15 protein-coding genes and 1 pseudogene are annotated in these 17,787 nt (G+C 57.9%); 14 read left to right on the top strand and 2 right to left on the bottom strand.

The window, feature by feature from the left end; translation table 11 throughout:
* The first annotated feature begins 71 nt into the window (after window positions 1-71).
* The 8 genes from N2M06_RS02155 to N2M06_RS02120 all read left to right on the top strand — a co-directional run bounded on the left by N2M06_RS02155 (window position 72) and on the right by N2M06_RS02120 (window position 7,201).
* A complete protein-coding gene (locus tag N2M06_RS02155) occupies window positions 72-497 on the top strand; it encodes an OsmC family protein (RefSeq protein WP_346351452.1) in 426 nt (141 codons plus the stop codon).
* Window positions 498-858: 361 nt separating this feature from the next.
* On the top strand, window positions 859-3,054 hold the full coding sequence (locus N2M06_RS02150) for a TRAP transporter permease (protein ID WP_317074173.1): 2,196 nt from the start codon (window positions 859-861) through the stop codon (window positions 3,052-3,054).
* 9 nt (window positions 3,055-3,063) lie between these two features.
* Complete coding sequence (locus N2M06_RS02145; RefSeq protein ID WP_346351451.1) at window positions 3,064-3,513, top strand: universal stress protein; 450 nt, start codon at window positions 3,064-3,066, stop codon at window positions 3,511-3,513.
* A 49-nt stretch (window positions 3,514-3,562) separates the two neighbouring features.
* Window positions 3,563-4,555: a TAXI family TRAP transporter solute-binding subunit gene (locus tag N2M06_RS02140; protein ID WP_346351450.1), complete on the top strand. Its 993-nt coding sequence runs from the start codon at window positions 3,563-3,565 to the stop codon at window positions 4,553-4,555.
* 96 nt (window positions 4,556-4,651) lie between these two features.
* On the top strand, window positions 4,652-5,215 hold the full coding sequence (locus tag N2M06_RS02135) for a TetR family transcriptional regulator (protein ID WP_346351449.1): 564 nt from the start codon (window positions 4,652-4,654) through the stop codon (window positions 5,213-5,215).
* An 18-nt stretch (window positions 5,216-5,233) separates the two neighbouring features.
* Window positions 5,234-6,604, top strand: coding sequence for a hypothetical protein (locus N2M06_RS02130; RefSeq protein ID WP_346351448.1), 1,371 nt, complete (start codon window positions 5,234-5,236; stop codon window positions 6,602-6,604).
* Between the two features lie 75 nt (window positions 6,605-6,679).
* On the top strand, window positions 6,680-6,988 hold the full coding sequence (locus N2M06_RS02125; protein ID WP_346351447.1) for a DUF2282 domain-containing protein: 309 nt from the start codon (window positions 6,680-6,682) through the stop codon (window positions 6,986-6,988).
* 15 nt (window positions 6,989-7,003) lie between these two features.
* On the top strand, window positions 7,004-7,201 hold the full coding sequence (locus N2M06_RS02120) for a DUF692 family multinuclear iron-containing protein (RefSeq protein ID WP_317074179.1): 198 nt from the start codon (window positions 7,004-7,006) through the stop codon (window positions 7,199-7,201).
* A 4-nt stretch (window positions 7,202-7,205) separates the two neighbouring features.
* On the opposite strand, the pseudogene N2M06_RS02115 reads toward N2M06_RS02120, so the two are convergent.
* A pseudogene (locus N2M06_RS02115) lies at window positions 7,206-8,218 on the bottom strand (IS630 family transposase).
* A 63-nt stretch (window positions 8,219-8,281) separates the two neighbouring features.
* Between N2M06_RS02115 and N2M06_RS02110 the strand changes: the two are divergent.
* A complete protein-coding gene (locus N2M06_RS02110; protein ID WP_317074180.1) occupies window positions 8,282-8,428 on the top strand; it encodes a zf-HC2 domain-containing protein in 147 nt (48 codons plus the stop codon).
* 27 nt (window positions 8,429-8,455) lie between these two features.
* On the opposite strand, the gene N2M06_RS02105 is transcribed toward N2M06_RS02110, so the two are convergent.
* Window positions 8,456-10,009 carry a PAS domain-containing methyl-accepting chemotaxis protein gene (locus tag N2M06_RS02105; protein WP_346351446.1) on the bottom strand — a complete coding sequence of 518 codons (1,554 nt, stop codon included), beginning with the start codon at window positions 10,007-10,009 and terminating at the stop codon, window positions 8,456-8,458.
* A 325-nt stretch (window positions 10,010-10,334) separates the two neighbouring features.
* Here N2M06_RS02105 and N2M06_RS02100 point away from each other — a divergent pair, with 325 nt between their 5' ends.
* From N2M06_RS02100 to N2M06_RS02080, 5 genes are all read left to right on the top strand, one after another.
* Window positions 10,335-12,566 carry an NADP-dependent isocitrate dehydrogenase gene (locus tag N2M06_RS02100; RefSeq protein ID WP_346351445.1) on the top strand — a complete coding sequence of 744 codons (2,232 nt, stop codon included), beginning with the start codon at window positions 10,335-10,337 and terminating at the stop codon, window positions 12,564-12,566.
* 259 nt (window positions 12,567-12,825) lie between these two features.
* Window positions 12,826-14,442: a cbb3-type cytochrome c oxidase subunit I gene (locus tag N2M06_RS02095; protein WP_346351444.1), complete on the top strand. Its 1,617-nt coding sequence runs from the start codon at window positions 12,826-12,828 to the stop codon at window positions 14,440-14,442.
* The gene (locus N2M06_RS02090) at window positions 14,439-15,059 is read left to right on the top strand and encodes a cbb3-type cytochrome c oxidase subunit II (protein WP_317074184.1); all 621 of its coding nucleotides are present in this window, start codon (window positions 14,439-14,441) and stop codon (window positions 15,057-15,059) included. The genes N2M06_RS02095 and N2M06_RS02090 overlap by 4 nt, the downstream gene beginning before the upstream one ends.
* A complete protein-coding gene (locus N2M06_RS02085) occupies window positions 15,049-15,633 on the top strand; it encodes a cytochrome c (RefSeq protein WP_317074185.1) in 585 nt (194 codons plus the stop codon). Before N2M06_RS02090 ends, N2M06_RS02085 begins: the two co-directional genes overlap by 11 nt.
* On the top strand, window positions 15,620-17,782 hold the full coding sequence (locus tag N2M06_RS02080) for a cation-translocating P-type ATPase (RefSeq protein WP_346351443.1): 2,163 nt from the start codon (window positions 15,620-15,622) through the stop codon (window positions 17,780-17,782). Before N2M06_RS02085 ends, N2M06_RS02080 begins: the two co-directional genes overlap by 14 nt.
* Window positions 17,783-17,787: the final 5 nt, after the last annotated feature.

Raw genomic sequence — 17,787 nt, 5'->3', positions numbered from 1 at the left:
TGCATACATGCTCACTCTTGCTTTTAACGCCGCACGATTTAATATAAGAAAAAACTAAATTAGAGATAGTTATGGCAACGAAAACTTACACAGTAAAAACCGAAATGGGAAATACCTGGCAGGTGCGGGCTCAGGTGGGCTCACATCAAATGATCATCGATCAGCCCTCTGCCGGCGACACCGGTCCCAATCCGCTGGATACCTTTCTGTTTGCGCTGGCGGGCTGTGTTTCCACCATTGCCAAAATGGCTGCCCGGGAGCAGGGTGTTGAGCTGCGCAGCATCAATGTTGAAGTTAATGGCGAGCTGAACCCGGCGGGGCTGGCGGGCAAGCCCAGTGACGATCCGGTGGGCTTCAAGCACATCAACATCAGTGCCGACATCGACGCCGATCTTGATGACGCCGAAAAACAGGCTTTTCTGGATCTGGTCTGTGCCCGCTGCCCGGTGCACGACAACCTGCTGCGTGCCACTTCGGTCAGCCACCAGAGCCGTTAATCCATTGATGGGGGGATTTCCACCCATGATCAAAGCGCCCAGGGGCGCTTTTTTTGTCAGGTCACCCCACGTAGCGGCACTGCAACCTCAGGCAACGCCGGTCTTGCCTGCGTCTTCACTGCCCGTTAAAACATTCAGACAAGACAATATGTGTGAAAATCCGCCCATGCGCTGATGAATATGGGCGGATTACCACCCATTTAACATTCATATTCATACCAGCGGCTCTGCTTCCATTATCGCAAAACCAGTGCTGGCCTGACTTAACAATACCTTAGCCTGAGTTGGCCCCGATTTTGCTAATAAGCTGTTAATCAAAACAGCAGCTTATTGGCGGCTGGTGAAAAAACGAGGTTAAGGAATGTCACAGCAACAACTCGACGAGCTCAGCCCACAAGAGCAGAAAAAGCTTCAGGAGCTGATGGAAAAGGATGCCAAGTCCGAGCGCAAGCTCACCGGGCCCTGGGCCTGGCTGGTGGCGGCGCTGGCCGCGGCCATGGTCGTTCTTTACTTTTACGGTGCCGGCGTCGCCGCCCTCAGCACCCAATACCATCTTGGCATTTATGTGCTGATCACTTTTGTGCTGGTATTTCTGCTCTATCCTGCCGGCAGCCGCGGAGCCCATGCCGGCCTTTCCATTATAAGCGCTGCCCTGCTGGCCTTGCTGGCCGGCTGCTTTGTCATTTATGACTCCCCCACCACGCTTTACCAGCAATTCACGCTGTTCAAGGAGACCTGGGAATACGACGGCCTGAGCGTAGCGCTGGAGCAGGATGCCGACAAACTGCACTATGTGCTGCTGCTTACCCTGCCCTTTGCCGCCCTGATGCTGCCATTGGATCAGTGGCTGAGCCGGCGCAACAGCAACAGCCCCACCGCCAGCGATGTAGTGCTGGCGTTGATGGTAGCCGGCACAGTGCTGTACTGGATCAGCCAGTTTGAAGCGCTCAACTACCGGGCCGGAGCCGAAAACGAGGTAGACATGCTGGTGAGCGTGGTGGGTCTTCTGCTGTCGCTGGAGATCTGCCGCCGGGTGCTGGGCTGGTCCATCACCCTGATTGGTGTGGGCATGATCGCTTTTGCCCTGTTCGGCCCCTACCTGCCGGAGCTGTTTGCCCACCGCGGTTTTCGCTTTGAGCGCCTGGCCACTGCCCTGTTCCTGACCACCAACGGCGTGTTCGGGGTCATGGCCAACGTACTGGCGACCTATGTGATTCTGTTTATCTTTTTTGGCGCCTTCTTGCAGAAGTCCGGTGCCGGCAAGTTCTTTATCGACCTGCCCCTGGCCATGGCAGGCCGCTCCACCGGCGGTCCTGCCAAGGTGGCGGTGATCTCTTCTGCCCTGTTCGGCTCTGTGTCCGGCTCCGCCATTGCCAACACCGTCTCGTCCGGTGCCTTTACCATTCCCATGATGAAACGAGCCGGCTTCAAGCCCCACGTGGCCGGCGCCATTGAGCCCGCCGCCTCCATCGGCGGCATGTTCCTGCCCCCCATTATGGGCGCGGGCGGCTTTCTGATGGCCGAGCTCACCGGCACCCCCTATTCCACCATCATGATCTTGTCCATCGGGCCGGCCATTCTGTACTTCCTGGCGGTGTACTGCATGGTGCACTTCGAGGCCAAGAAACACGGCCTGGTGGGCGTGCAGGGCGAGGAAATCCCCCACTGGAAAACCGTGTTCAAGAGCGGCTGGTACTATGCCCTGCCGCTGGTGATAATTACCGTGCTATTGCTGGCCGGCCGCTCCGCCGGCAACTCGGCATTCTGGGCCACGTTGTCGTGCATTGCAGTAAGCTGGGTCAACAAGGAAACCCGCATGGGGCCGAAGCAAATCTGGGAAGCCATTCAGGTAGGCGCGCGCAACACCCTGATCGTAGGCGCCACCATTGGGGTTATCGGCGTGATTGTGGGCACCATTTCCCTCACCGGCATGGGCCTCAAGTTCTCGGATCTGATCATCTCCATGGCCGGCGACAGCCTGCTGCTGGCGCTGGTGCTGGTGGCCATCGCCTCACTGGTGCTGGGCATGGGCGTGCCGGTGACCGCCGCCTACCTGATTGTGGCCGTGCTGGCAGTGCCGGCCCTGGGCGAGTTCGGCGTCTCGGCCATTGCCGCCCACATGATAGTGTACTGGCTGTCCCAGGATTCCAACATCACGCCGCCGGTGTGCGTGGCCGCCTATGCCGGTGCCGCCATTGCCGGCTCGGATCCGTGGAAAACCGGCTGGACCTCCTTCAAGTTCGCCAAAATGCTGTACGTGATGCCACTGCTGTTTGCCTATGTACCGGCCATGCTGCTTGACGGCACTACCCTGGAGATCATCACTGCCTTTGTCTCCGCCACGCTTGGGACTCTGGCCTTTGGTGCCTTTGCCATGGGCTATCTGCGTCGCCAGACCAAACTGCACGAATGGCTGCTGCTGGGTGCCGGCACTCTGCTGCTGTACTGGCCTACACTGGTGTCCGATATCGCCGGCCTGGCGCTGGTGGCCCTGGTGTGGTGGCTACAGCGCGAAGGCAACGTCACTCCCGCCATTAACCATTCCAACGTTCATTAAGGAGCATGCATGTCTGTTATTACTCATATTCTGTATGCCACTGACTTCTCCGACGGGGCCGCCGAGGCGGCGGCCCTGGCCCGGGAGCTGGCCGAAGTCCACGGCGCAAGGCTGCACCTGCTGCACGTGATCACCGAGCTGGACGACCGTCACCGCCGAGGCATTCCCGCCAGTGTGATGGAGGCGTTTGTAAAGGAAGTTAAAACCCAGGCCATGGCCGATTTGCACAGCTTTCAGAGGCGTTATTTTCAGGGGCTGGAGAATCAGCTGACCACCGAGCTGCGTCTGGGGCACAGTGCCGACGAAATTCTGGCCAGTGCCACTGAAACAGGTGCCAGCCTGATTGTGCTCGGCACCCGCAGCCGGCGCGGAATGGAAAAATGGCTTATCGGCTCCACCGCCGAGCGGGTGCTGCGCCAGTCTGCGTTGCCAGTGCTGACCGTACCCGAGCGCAGCTGACAATGATTCACCGGAAGACCATAAACGTAACGACAATGAGGACATCATCATGACCAAGCATACCCACTCCTTTCGCGTGTTAACCACCCTGGCAGTGGCTACTGTCGCCAGCCTGGGCGCTGCCACTACCCAGGCTCAGACCGAGCGTCTGGCTTTTTCCGGCGGCCCCGACGGCGGTACTTTTCAGTATTTTTCCAACGGCATTTCCACCCGGCTGTCCCGCACCCTGGACGGGGTGGAGGTGTCCAACATGGCCTCTGCCGGCTCGGTGGAAAACCTGCGCCGGGTTAACTCCCGTGATGCCGACTTTGGCATTGTCTATTCCGGCGACATGTTTCTGGGCCTGAACGGCAAGCTGACCAACGACACCCGCAAATACCGCAACGCCAAGGCGGTGTCCTACCTTTACGGTGCACCCGCCCACCTGATTGTGCTCGACGGTGCCGACATTACTGAAGTATCCCAGCTTGAAGGCAAAAGCGTGGCTGTGGGTCCGGCCGGCTCCGGTGCTGCCGCCTCGGCCCAGCGCTTTTTTGAAAGCGTAGGCCTGTGGGACAAGATCACCCCGCAATACATCGGCTATAACCAGGGTGCTTCCGCACTTGGGGACCGCCAGATCGACGCCCTCTGGGTCTTTGCCGGCTTCCCCAATGCTTCTGTGATCCAGGCCGCCTCCAGCAACGACATTCGCCTGCTGCAGGTGCATGAAGCCGCCAGCGCCGGCACCCTGTTTCAGGATCACCCCTACTACGCCGAAGTGACCATTCCCGCCGGTACTTATCCGGGGGTGGATTATGACGTGGTGACAGTGCAGGACTCCGCCCTCTGGGTGGCCGGCCGTCATCTGTCTGCGGATCAGGTCGCTGCCAGCCTGAAACAAATTTATTCCGAGGAAGGGCTGACCTTTATGCGCTCTGTATCTCAGGCCGCTGCTTCAATGAGCATCGATTCGGGCACCATGGGCATAGTGACGCAGCTGCACGACGGTGCCAAGGCCTTCTGGACTGAGCAGGGCAAAACCCTGACTGATCAGCAGCAATAAAATACTCGCTTTTCCTCTCTAATTAACGGGCCCATTGCGGCCCGTTTTCTTGTTATAGTCTTTGAGTTCTTTTTTCTACCTTCTCAGGAGACAGTGATGACGCACTTATATCCCGAACGGGATGCCCTTCTCGACACTGCCCTGGATCTGGCACTGGAGCGCGGCTGGCACGGCTTTGGTTTACGCCAGCTGGCCGATGCCGGGAACATGACCCTGGCTGAGCTGAGCCAATATTACCGCTCTCGCGATGATCTGGCAGAAGCACTGTTCGACCGGGCCGATCAGGCCATGCTGAGTGTGCAGCAAGACTGGCAGCAGCCTCTGCATGAGCGGCTGTTCAGCACCCTAATGGTCTGGTTTGAGTCTCTTTCGCCCTATCGCAGTCTGGTTAAAGACATGCTCGGCTACAAGCTGGAACCCGGCCATCTGCACCTGCAGGCCCATGGCATTACCCGGGTCAGCCGCACCGTGCAGTGGCTGCTGGAAGCCACTGGCTGGCAGGCGGGTGGTCTGCGCCGCAGTGCCGGCGAGGTGGCGCTGACCGGCATTTATCTCACTGCCATGGCCAGCTTTGTTAATGATGCCAGCGATCATTTCGACACCACAGAAACCTTGCTCTATGGTCTGCTGAGGCGTTCAAGCCGCCTGCTGCAGGACTGACACCGGAGCCTGCACCTTGTGATTTTTGCCGAACGTAAAGACGGTCATCTGCTCAAGCTGTCGCGCATTTTGCGGGAAGCCACCGAGCACCGCTTTGAGCTTTACCTGTTTGTGCCCGGCGAGCTGGGACTGAACAGCACTGTGGTGCCCGAAGAAAGCTTTTATCACAACGCCATTCATACCAGCCGCACCTATTTCAGTGACAGGCCGCACCTGCCGCTGGTGCACAGCCGGCTGGCGGAGCGGGGCAAGCTCACGCCCGAACAATACCGGCTCAGTCTCAGCCTTTATGGTTATCAGTATGTGGTGGGGCTGGAGCAGTCCTGTCACGATCTTCGCAACCACATGGAAACAGTAGAGCTGGAAAAGGTGGAAGAAGTGGTGGCTCTGGCCCAGGACATTCTCAGCCGGCTGCGCCGCCGCGTGCCCACCGACGACACCCTGCGCAAGTATTACACCAACATAGACAACTATGTGTCCTGGTTTACCGAGCAGCGGCTGCTGGGGCTGGTGGCTCACCTGCCCCGCAACGGCGACTATAAAACCGTGAAGTCCATGTTGCTGGATGTGTGTCAGCTCGAGCGCCAGCACCGCATAGAGCACCAATACAATACCGCCCATGCCAGCGATTCATTATCCCGCATTTCCAACAAGATGCGGCTGTTGCGCCGGCTGATCGAATACCCGGTCACCCTCAAGGAAAAAACCCGGGAGCTGGGCGGCGGCGAGCAAAAACTGCTTAAATCCGTGGTCACCGCCGTGGTGATGACCACTGTTTCGCTGGCCGCTTATGAAGTACGGGAAACCCTGGGCGGTATTTCCATGATGGTGATTTTTGCTCTGGCCCTGCTCTATGCCCTGCGGGAGCTGTTCAAGGACGACCTGCGCAACACCCTCTGGCGCTGGCTGCGCAAGGGCAGACCCAAATGGCGGCGGCAGTATTTTGATGTCCACAGCAGTCAGCCCGTGGGCCGCCAGCTGGAATGGTTTGATTATAAGCGCCCGCCCCGGGTGCCCGATGAGGTGCGCGCTGCTCGCCGGGCCAGCATCAGCCAGCGTGAAGAAGTAGTGATGTTTTATGGCAGTCATTCGCGCATGCTGCCCACCCGCTTTCTGACCGGCTATGAGCAAACCCGGGAAACACTGCAGCTGGATTTAAGCATGCTGGCGCGGCTGATGGAAAAAGGCTCTCACCATGTGTATCAGCTGAAAGACAATCAGGTGGCGCGCCAGCCGGTGGAAAAGCGCTATCTGTTCAATCTGGTCACCCGGGAAGTGCAGGGCCAGAACCCGCCGGTGCTGCAGCGCTGGAAGGTGGTGGTCAGCCGCTCCAAGATAGTGGAAATTGAAGAAATTCCGCAACCGTCAAAAAACGGAAAAAAACTGTAAGAATCCGGCCCTGTCCTTCGACAGTACAAGAGAACAGACACCTGTTTTTTCTTTACTGACAGAAGGATGCTGAGTATGAATAAGGTCAACACTGCCACTACCCTTGCCTTTGCCCTGAGCACCGCTCTGGCTGCTTCCGGCACGGCGCTTGCCGACGATCACAGCGGTGCCAAAGGCGACATGGAAAAATGCTTCGGCGTGGCCCTGGCCGGCCAGAATGACTGTGCCGCCGGCCCCGGCACCACTTGCGCCGGCACATCAAAAACCGATCACCAGGGCAACGCCTGGAAACTGGTGCCTGCCGGCACTTGTCTGGAAACCGACTCTTCCACCTCGCCCACCGGCAAGGGCCAGCTGAACGCCTTTGAAGAAGTAAAGGCCTGAGCCCAGGGAGGCACCATGACCACAGCGCTTAACAACGCCGGCACCGGTGCCTTCTCCCTGCCGGCCTCGGCGGGGCTGGGGCTCAAGCTGCAGCACGCCGAGGAAATACTCACCACTCACCCGCCCCTGGGCTTTGTGGAAATTCATGCGGAAAATTTTATGGTGGCGGGCGGCCCCCGCCATCATTACTTAAGCCGTATTCAGCAGCATTAAGTGCCTATTCAAAATTAATCGCGTGATCAGTTCCATAGCCACCGAGCAGCCGGTGTACCTCATCACAGAGATGCTCAAACGAGAGGTACGCACTCAGCGGCAGCCATGCATACTTCATCTGCCGTCACAGGATCTCAATCAGGTTCAGCTCCGGCGAGCAAGCCGATAGGTAGACCAAGTGCACACGATGCGACATCCACTCGATTATCTTTCGCCAGAAGGCCTTGGAGCGATGCATGCTGGCATTGTCGAGCACCACCACGGGAAGGTATCGGGGTCTTTCTGGGCCACAAACTGGTCAAACGCTTCGATGACCGTCTCGGTGGTCACGGGTTTGGTGGCGGTGTGATAGACCAGCTTCCCTGCCCGGCTGAGGAACCCCAATACGTTCAGCCTGCGGCTATGTGAGTAAGCGGTCACCTCGCAGGGCTTCCCGATGGGGCTCCACGCATAGGGCACCGACGATGATTGCGAAAAGCCTGATTCATCAAAGTAATAGAACTCATGTTCACCCAAGTCTTCGCGCTGGTACAGCGCCTTGAGGAGGCCCTGAGTATTGCGGAAATCCGTTTCGTCACGCCGCGCCTTGAGTGAGTGCCGAATGCGCTTGAAGCTGAGGTCATTTTTTTTCAACGCCCGGCGAAGGGTCACCGTGCTGACCGTCTTGCCGGTCTCTTCTTGAAAGCGAGCCTGCAAGGATCGAATCTGATGGGGCTGTTCGGCAACCAGTTCCTGCAATCGCTGGTGGTCATGCTCATCCAAGACCGGCGTGCGGCCACTGCGCGGCTTGTCGATCAGCCCATCGAGGCCTGACGCTTCCCACTGTTTGAGCCATCGTGATACGGCATCACGGCGAACCTGCAGTATCTCACTGATTTGATTGATCGTATGGCCTTGATCACTCAGCAGGATGGCATGAGCACGCCGACGTAGGGCGCGCTTCTCACCATGGTGATAGGCAGAAGACAGCGTCTGCTGTTCAGAGTCAGAGAGAGGGGCAACAAAGCGCCTTGCCATGGTTCCATCCGTGTCAGAAATCCTGACATCGAAAATACACGAAAACTTCAGATCAGGCACTTAATGTCTGAGGCCCAGGACAGGTCCCTCACCGCCAGAGAAAAACTCAGCCTCAGAATGCACACCCTGATGTGCCGCGTCTGCCATCACTTTCAGCAGCAGCTGCCAGTGTTGCGCCGGCTGAGCCGCAGCTATATCAAACGCAAGTAAGCCCGGCTTGCGCCGGGCAACATACGGTTACCGCTTCAGCCGCACCACCAGATCGTGCAGTTCGGTGGCCACGGCTTGCAATGCATCCATGCTGCCGGCAGCCGCATCGGCCTGCTCCAGGCCCGAGTCGGACACTTCCGCCATGGTCACCGCCTGGCGATTAATGTCTTCGGCTACCCGTGCCTGCTGCTCCACGGCGGTGGCCATTTGCAGCGACATATCGGCAATACGAGACACAGCTCCGGCAATGCCTTCAAGAGTTTGCTCGGTTTCCACCACTCGCGCCAGCCCCGATTCGGCACTGGCTTTACCCTGCTCCGCCACATTCACCGAGGAGCCGGCCCGCTCGGTCAGCTCCGCTACTATGCGGTGAATTTCGCCGGTAGACTCCCGGGTGCGGGCTGCCAGCTGACGTACCTCATCGGCTACCACCGCAAAACCGCGGCCGTGTTCGCCGGCCCTGGCCGCTTCAATGGCGGCATTCAATGCCAGCAGATTGGTCTGTTCAGACAGGGTTTCAATCATGCCTGCTACCTGCGCAATGGCAGCGGTCTGCTCCGCCAGCTGCCGCACTTCTCCGCTGATGTCGTCTACGGTATTTTTAAGGCCGGCAATGGCTTCCCGGGTAACGCCCGCCACATTCAGCCCCTGCACAGCCATCTGGTTAGCAGTGTCGGCCTGGCTGGCGGTTTCCTGCACATGAGTGGTCACGTCATGAATGGTGGTGCTCATTTCATTCATGGCGGTGGCCACCAGCTCGGTCTGCTCCCGCAGTCCGGCCATGCCTTCACGAGTCTGCCGGAACTGTACTGCACCATCATCGGAACGGCGGCTGACTCTGGCAGCAGCATCTTCAATGCGGGTAATGGCAGCCAGCAACCGTGCCCGTTCACTGCGGATCCCTACATATAACCGGCCCGGCATGCCCTGCTCACGGCTGAGGGTTCGGACCGCCAGCTCATGACGAAAGGCATTGCCCAACAGGTTATCAAGCTGCCTGAGAGTGCGAACATGGCGGTAATGACTCCAACCGGCAAAGGCCGCCAGCGCTGTCAGCTCCAGCGCAATGCCGGCCCCGGTTCTTGAGGTAAGCAGCAAACCTGCCACTACCAGCTGGCTTGCCCCCAGCCAGAGCAGAGGATGTTTGAGCAAACCAAAAGACAGCGCTTTTTTACCGGTGCGCAATTGCTCATACAGCCGCTCGGCCCGCTCCACATCGGCGCGCGACGGACAGGAGCGCACCGATTCATAGCCCACGGTTTTACCATTCTCGCTAATGGGAGACATATAAGCGTCTACCCAGTAAAAATCGCCGTTCTTGCAGCGGTTTTTTACCAGTCCCATCCAGGTTTTACCAGCCTTGAGGTGCTCCCACATCACCTTGAACGCCTGCACCGGCATATCGGGATGGCGAATCATGTTGTGGGGCTGGCCTATCAGCTCATCCCGGGAATAGCCGCTTATCGCCACAAAGGCGTCATTGCAGTGCAATATGTTGCCCTGAGTATCTGTTGTGGACACCAGACGCTCGCCAGCACCAAAGGTGCGCTCATTATTTGTGACTGGAAGATTTTTTCGCATTAAACGTCCTTTACTACTACAACAAACCAAAAGACGATCTCTTATGCTAAATGCAGAACAAAAAACTTCTGGCAGCACTCAGACCCAAGGGAAAGTGGTTTAGCCTTCATTAATATTATAGCGCCTGATCGGCACTGCCTGCAGGCGACTTTAGCCGACAATTTCTTTCTTATTTGAAGTGGAACACTTAAGTCCCGGGGGCCAACTGTCATACAATGAGCGTCGGAAATTCCGCGCAGCGTATGTCGAGCGCCAGTATCCGATACCCTCTGGTACCAGGCACGGCCGCTGCTCCCCCAACACCAACCTGGGAAATAGGGAAATAATGACCAATAAACAATCCACCATCGTCTACACCCTGACCGACGAAGCTCCTGCGCTGGCCACCTACTCTCTGCTGCCCATTATTCGCACCTTTACCGATGCCGCCGGCATTGATGTTACCCTCAGCGATATCTCTCTGGCCGGCCGCGTTCTGGCTGCCTTTCCTGATCGCCTGACCGACGAGCAGCGTGTGGCCGACGGCCTGGCCGAGCTGGGCAAGCTCACTCAGGATCCTCATGCCAATATCATCAAGCTGCCCAACATCAGTGCCTCCGTGCCGCAGCTGCGTGCCTGCATCAAGGAGCTGCAGTCTCAGGGTTACCAGGTTCCCGACCTGCCCGATGACCCGAAAACCGATGAAGAAAAAGCCATTCGCGATACCTACTCCAAAATCCTTGGCAGTGCCGTCAACCCGGTACTGCGCCAGGGCAACTCCGATCGTCGCGCGCCGGCTGCAGTAAAAGCCTTTGCCCGCAAATATCCTCATTCCATGGGTGAATGGTGCAAGGCCTCACGCTCTCATGCCGACTACATGAACGGCGGTGATTTTTTCTCCAGCGAGCAGTCCATTACCAGCGACAAAGCCCAGACAGTTCGCATCGAGTTTATTGGTAAAGACGGCAAACCCCAGCTGAAAAAAGAACTGCCGCTGCAAAAAGATGAAGTGCTGGACAGCATGTTTATGGATGCTGCGGCGCTGGAACGCTTCTTTGAACGCACCCTGCGCGAGTGTAAAGACACTGGCGTCATGTGGTCACTGCACGTAAAAGCCACCATGATGAAGGTGTCTCACCCCATCGTATTTGGTCATGCCGTGAAAGTGTTCTACAAGGAAGTGTTCGACAAATATGGCAAGCTGTTTGAAGAGCTGGGTGTCAACCCCAACAACGGCATGAACAGCGTACTGGAAAAGATTAAAACCCTGCCTCAGTCCACTCAGGAAGAAATTGAAGAAGCCATTCACGACTGCTACGAGCATCGTCCGGAAATGGCCATGGTGGACTCCGTAAAAGGCATTACTAACCTGCACGTGCCCAGCGACGTGATTGTGGATGCGTCCATGCCCGCCATGATCCGTAACTCAGGGAAAATGTGGGGCCGCGACGGCAAGCTGAAAGACACCAAGGCCGTTATGCCCGAGTCTACCTATGCCCGCATTTATCAGGAAGTAATCAACTTCTGTAAAACCAACGGTGCCTTTGATCCGCGCACCATGGGCTCGGTATCCAACGTGGGCCTGATGGCAATGAAAGCCGAAGAATACGGCTCTCACGACAAAACCTTTGAAATGACAGAAGACGGCACCATGCGCGTGGTCAGCGAAGCTGGCGACGTGCTGATGCAGCATGAGGTACATAAGGGTGACATCTGGCGCGCCTGCCAGACCAAGGACGCCGCCATTCGCGACTGGGTCAAGCTGGCCGTAAACCGCGCCCGCAACTCTGGCACACCTGCCGTCTTCTGGCTGGATGAAGAGCGTGCTCACGATAATGAACTGCGCAAAAAGGTAGAAACGTATCTGCAGGAGCATGATCTGAACGGCCTGTCCATTCACATCATGGGTTATAACGAAGCCATTCGTTTCTCCATGGAGCGCATGAAACGTGGCAAGGACACGATTTCCGTTACCGGTAACGTGCTGCGTGACTACCTGACCGATCTGTTCCCCATTATGGAACTGGGCACTTCTGCCAAAATGCTGTCCATCGTGCCCATGCTGGCCGGTGGCGGCATGTATGAAACCGGTGCCGGCGGCTCTGCACCCAAACATGTACAGCAGCTGATGGAAGAAAACCATCTGCGCTGGGACTCTCTGGGTGAGTTCCTGGCCCTGGCCGTGTCGCTGGAAGAGCTGGGCATCAAGGAAGGCAACGACCGCGCCAAGCTGCTGGCCAAGTGCCTCGATAAAGCCACCGAACAGCTGCTGGACAATGGCAAATCGCCGTCACGCCGTGCCGGTGAGCTGGACAACCGCGGCAGCCATTTCTATCTGGCCATGTACTGGGCCAAGGAGCTGGCAGCACAAACCGACGATGCCGAGCTGGCCGCTCACTTTGCGCCGCTGGCCAAAACTCTGGCCGACAATGAAGAAACCATTGTGAACGAGCTGAACGCGGTACAAGGCAAGTCTGCCGGTGTGCAAGGCTATTATCATGCTGATCCGGCACAACTGGAAAAGGTAATGCGCCCCAGCGCTACCCTGAACCAGACTCTGGCCAAACTGAACGGCTAAACGGCTGTTTTAGCTGAATAAAAAAACCCGGCTGCGGCCGGGTTTTTTATAGCTGCAGCCTTTCTATTCCAATAAAGAATATAAATCAAACATATTGATAAAATAATTTTATATGAAACTCTAAAACCATTAACCACAGCTTTTTTGATCTGTATCAATCCATAATAAAAAATCAGCATATTGATGCATTTGCAATACCAGTATAGACTCAGGTCACTCTTTTCATAATATGCGTTCTACATGAACATTTGAGGCTATTATGACCCCAACGATTGCGCTTCTGCTGATTATTACCTTTTTGCTGTCTACTGTGGGCCTGTTGTTGTTGATATGGTCCATTGCCACCAACCAGTTCAGCCATGGTGCCAAGGCCGCCCGTACCATTTTCTCGGAAGGAGAAGAAGGCCACGGCGAAGACCCGGCTCAGAATATTGCCATGCCCATTCAGGGCAAGGACGATGCCCGGCAAGAGGCATTAACAAACCGGCTGGCAGCAGACCACTCCTCCCGCCCGGCGGTACTGGCCTGGATTGCTTCTGCCATGGTGTGGCTGGTCATAGGTTCACTCTATGGCCTGACCTCTTCCATTAAAATGCATTTTCCCGAGTTTCTGGCAGACAGTCAGTGGCTGACTTTTGGCCGGGTGCGCCCCATGCACCTGAATGCGGTAGCCTATGGCTGGGCTTCCATGGCCGGCATTGGCGTGGCGCTGTTTCTGATGCCCCGGCTGTTTAAAACACCACTGGCCGGCACTCGCTTTGCCGTGGCAGGTGCCTTTATCTGGAACCTTGGCATGCTGCTGGGGCTGGTGGCCATTAACCTCGGCCTCTCCGACGGTGAAGAGTGGCTGGAGTTTCCCTGGCAGGTAGATTTGTTGTTTGTGGTAGGCGGTGCCCTCTGTGCCATTCCGCTGCTTAAAACCGCCGCCAACCGCACCGTGGATCACCTTTATGTCTCCAGCTGGTATTTAATGGCGGCGCTGGTGTGGTTTCCGTTTCTGTTTTTTATTGCCAATGTGCCTGGGCTGTTTCCGGGAGCATCAGGGGCCACAGTGAACTGGTGGTTTGCCCATAACGTGCTGGGACTCTGGGTCACGCCCATCGGCATTGGTATCGCCTATTACATGATTCCCAAAATTCTGGGTCGTCCCATTATCTCCTATCAGCTGTCGTTGCTTGGCTTCTGGTCGCTGGCACTGTTCTACAGTCAGGTGGGCATTCATCACCTGATTGGCGGCCCCATTCCCACCTGGCTGGTAACTTTGTCCATTGTGCACAGTGTGATGATGTCGGTGCCGGTGATCACCGTGGCCATTAACCACCACGGCACCATGTGGGGCCACTTTGGCCGGCTGAAAGACTCGCCCACCCTGCGTTTTGTGTGGATTGGTGCCCTTATGTATACGGTGTCGTCGCTGCAGGGTTCCATGGAAGCACTGCGCAGCGTCAACGTGATCACCCACTTCACTCACTACACGGTGGGCCATGCCCACCTCGGCATGTACGCCTTTCTGAGCTTTATTCTGTTTGGTGCCATTTATTTCATTATGCCGCGCCTCACCGACTGGGAATGGCCCTGGCGGCGCATGATCAGCCTGCACTTCTGGCTGGTGGCCGTGGGCATTCTGATTTACGTGGTATCCCTGAGTGTGGGGGGCTGGCTGCAGGGAGTGGCACTGCTCGATGCCGAAACGCCTTTCCTGGACATTGTTAAAATGACCTTGCCCTATCTCGAAGCCAGAAGCCTGGGCGGTGCCCTGATGACACTGGGTCACCTGGTGTTTGTGGTGCACTTTGTTGCCATGCTGATGCGCAAGGGCAAGGCCAGCAATAATCCCACCCTGTTTCGTGCCACTACCGGGGAGACATCACAATGAGACGAGCTCTGGCCATAATGGTGGGCGCGGCACTGATACTGATGCTGGCCACCCTGACGCTGGTGGTAATGCCCTATCTGCAGATGAATGCCGAGCAGGTGCCCGATGAACTCAGGCCCTATACCGAGCAGGAGCTGCTGGGCCGCCAGGTATACATTGCCAATGGCTGTGTGTATTGCCACAGCCAGCAGCCCAGGGATCCATCCTTTGCGCCCGGCGACCGAGACCGTGGCTGGGGCCGGCCTTCCGTGCCCGGCGACTATCTCTATGATCAGCCGCACCTGCTGGGCACCATGCGCACCGGCCCGGACCTGTTCAACATTGCTGCCCGCCAGCCCAGCGAAGACTGGCACCTTATTCACCTTTACGATCCTCAGGCGGTAATGAAGGGCAGCATTATGCCGCCCTACCGTTTTCTGTTTCGCCATGTCAGCCAGGCAGGCAGCGATGACAGAGTTGTCAATATTCCGGCCCCCTACGGCCCTGAGTCCGGGCAGATAGTGGCCACCGAGGAAGCCAAGGCACTGGTGGCTTATCTGCTGGCGCTGGATCACACCTATCCGGCACCGACCCTGCCGCAACCGGAGCAAGAGAAGGAGCAGGAACATGACCAATAAGGAACGCCGCGCACAACGCCGGGAAGCGGCCGAGCCGGAAGAAGGCAGCCGCCCGGTCCCGAAGCTGGTTTTTATCTGGATTCTGGTACTGGTTGTCTGGGGCATTGGCTATTACGCCATGCAAATTGGCAAACCCATGCTGGGCGGCGACAGCCGCACTGCGGTGCAAAGCAGCAGTGCTGCCGACGGAGCCGGACTGGATGGCGGTGCCATTTATGCCGCCAACTGCAGCGCCTGTCATCAGGCCACCGGCCAGGGCATTCCCGGTGCCTTTCCGCCGCTGGCGGGCAGTGAATGGGTACAGGCCGACGGTGCTATTCCCGTGGCCATAGTGCATGACGGCCTGCAGGGTGAGCTGGAAGTGGCCGGCACCACCTATGCCGGCGTGATGCCCAAGTTTGGCGGCAACCTGTCCAATGCAGAAATTGCCGCTGTTCTTACTTATATTCGGGGCGAGTGGGGTAACAGCGCCGATGCCATTACCGAGCAGCAGGTTAACGATCATGCCGGCAAATATGGCGAGCGCGCGCCCTGGAGCATGCAGGAGCTGACGGGCGAATTTGGCCAGCCATAATTCAGCGGCCAGCGCCGCCACCGAGCAGATTGTAATGATAGAGGGCATGCACTGTGGCGGCTGCGCGCTGGCGCTGGAGCAACTGCTGCAGCGCCAGCCCGGTGTAACTCAGGCGGCGGTGAACTTTGCCGCCGACATTGCCCTTATTGGCTGGCGAGAGCAAAAGCCCGACTTCAGTTTGCTGAAAAAAGTCGTGTCCCGCCTCGGCTATACCCTGCATGAGCAACCGGATCCCGACCTCAGCCGTCGGCAGGCCGCGCATCAGCGCAAACGGCTGCAATGGCGGCTGGCGGTGGCCGTGGTGTTTGGCATGTGGAGCATGATGCCGGCCCTGCTGGTGTATTTGTATCCGCTGGGGGCCATTGAGGCCAATATGCGCTGGCCGCTGGCACTGGCCAGCGGCCTGTTTGCCATTCCGGTACTGCTGTATTCCGGCGCGCATTTTTACCGCTCCGGCTTGTTAACCCTGCGCGCCGGACAGCCCGGGCTGGACAGCCTGATCACCCTGGCGGTGCTGGCCAGCGTAACTATCTCGGTATGGCAGCTGCAGCACGGCAGCGCCCATGTCTATTTTGATGTGGCCGTTATGCTGATCACTTTTCAGTTGTTTGCCCGCCTGATTGAAACCAATGTGCGCCGCCGGGCTGCAGAGGTGGTGGGGCGCTATTTTCAGCAAATGCCTGATTCAGTTCTGCCGGAAAACAGTGCCGAGCGGGTGCCCTGCGATACCCTGAGCCCCGGTGACAAAATATGCCTGACGGCAGGCGAGCAGCTGGCCCTGGACGGCATAGTGGTGCAAGGGACTGGCCTGCTGGATGCAGCCATTATCACAGGTGAACACGAACCTGAGTCCATCGAACCCGGCAGCGAACTGTTTGCCGGCAGCCGGCTGGTGGAAGGTGAGATTATTCTGGCAATCACCGCCACTGCCGGCCAGCGCCGGGCCGACAGGCTGGCCCATACCATCAGTACCCTGCTTACCCGCAAGTCGGCACTGCAACGGCTGACCGACACCATTGCCCGCTGGCTGCTGCCGGTCATATTGCTGGCCGCTCTGCTGGGCACAATGACAGTGCTGCTGCAACAGGGCAGCTTGCAGCAGGCGCTGGCCCATGGGCTGGCGGTGCTGGTGGTAACCTGCCCCTGCGCCCTCAGCCTGGCCACGCCCCTGGTCATTACTCTGGGCCATGCGCAACTGCTGAAAAACGGCATTATGCTGCAGGACTTGCCGGCGCTGGAAGCCGCCGCCGACATTGAACTGGTAGTATTTGATAAAACCGGCACCCTGACCACCAGCACGCCTCAGATAGCCCATCTTGAGCCGGCTCAGGATGAAACCAACGCCAGCCTGCTGCAGCTGGCCGCCGATATTCTTTATCACTCTGCCCATCCGGTGGCCCTGGGGTTGCGCGCCGCCCTGCCTGAGGCAACTGCTGCTCCCGGCGGGCGGCATCTCAGCCTGGCCGGCCAGGGCTCGCGCTGGCAAAGCCCGAATGGCGAGGCACTGGCCGGCAAAGCCCACTGGCTGCAAAGCCTTGGCATAAAGGTGCCGGCACAACAACCAGCCACTGGCATGGGGCTGCACCTGGCCCGTAACGGCCGATACGCCGGCTATATTGCTTTTCACGAAGCTCTGCGCCCGGGCATAAGCACCATGCTCAAGCAACTGGTGGAGCAGGGCCGTCAGGTAAAAATTCTCAGCGGCGATACTGCCGCCGCCTGTCATCAGGTGGCAGCGCGGCTTGGGCTAAATGAAAGTCAGATACTGGCAGAGCGCAGCCCGGAGCAAAAGCTGCGTTTTATTGCCAGCTGCGCCAGTCACTGCAAGGTGGCTTTTGTGGGAGACGGCCTGAACGACGGCCCCGCCCTGGCTGCGGCCCACCTGGGTATTGCCGTGGGTAACACCAGCGCCGCTACCGGCGGAGCCGCCGATATTTACCTGTCCAAAGGGGCCGCGGCAGTGCCCTTCACCCTTGCTTGGGCTCAGCGGGCACGGCGGTTAATGCGTCAGAACATCGGCTGGGCACTGGCCTATAATCTGCTGATTATTCCCGCCGCCATGGCCGGCTGGGTGCAGCCGGTGCTGGCCGCAGTGGCCATGTCGTTAAGCAGCCTGTGCGTGTTGCTGAACAGCCTGCGTATTCAGTAGGCAAT

The sequence above is a fragment of the Oceanimonas sp. AH20CE76 genome, from assembly GCF_039654065.1.
Taxonomy (GTDB): domain Bacteria; phylum Pseudomonadota; class Gammaproteobacteria; order Enterobacterales; family Aeromonadaceae; genus Oceanimonas; species Oceanimonas smirnovii.
Note: the sequence above shows the minus strand (reverse complement) of the source record. Positions and strands in the feature narration are given on the sequence as shown.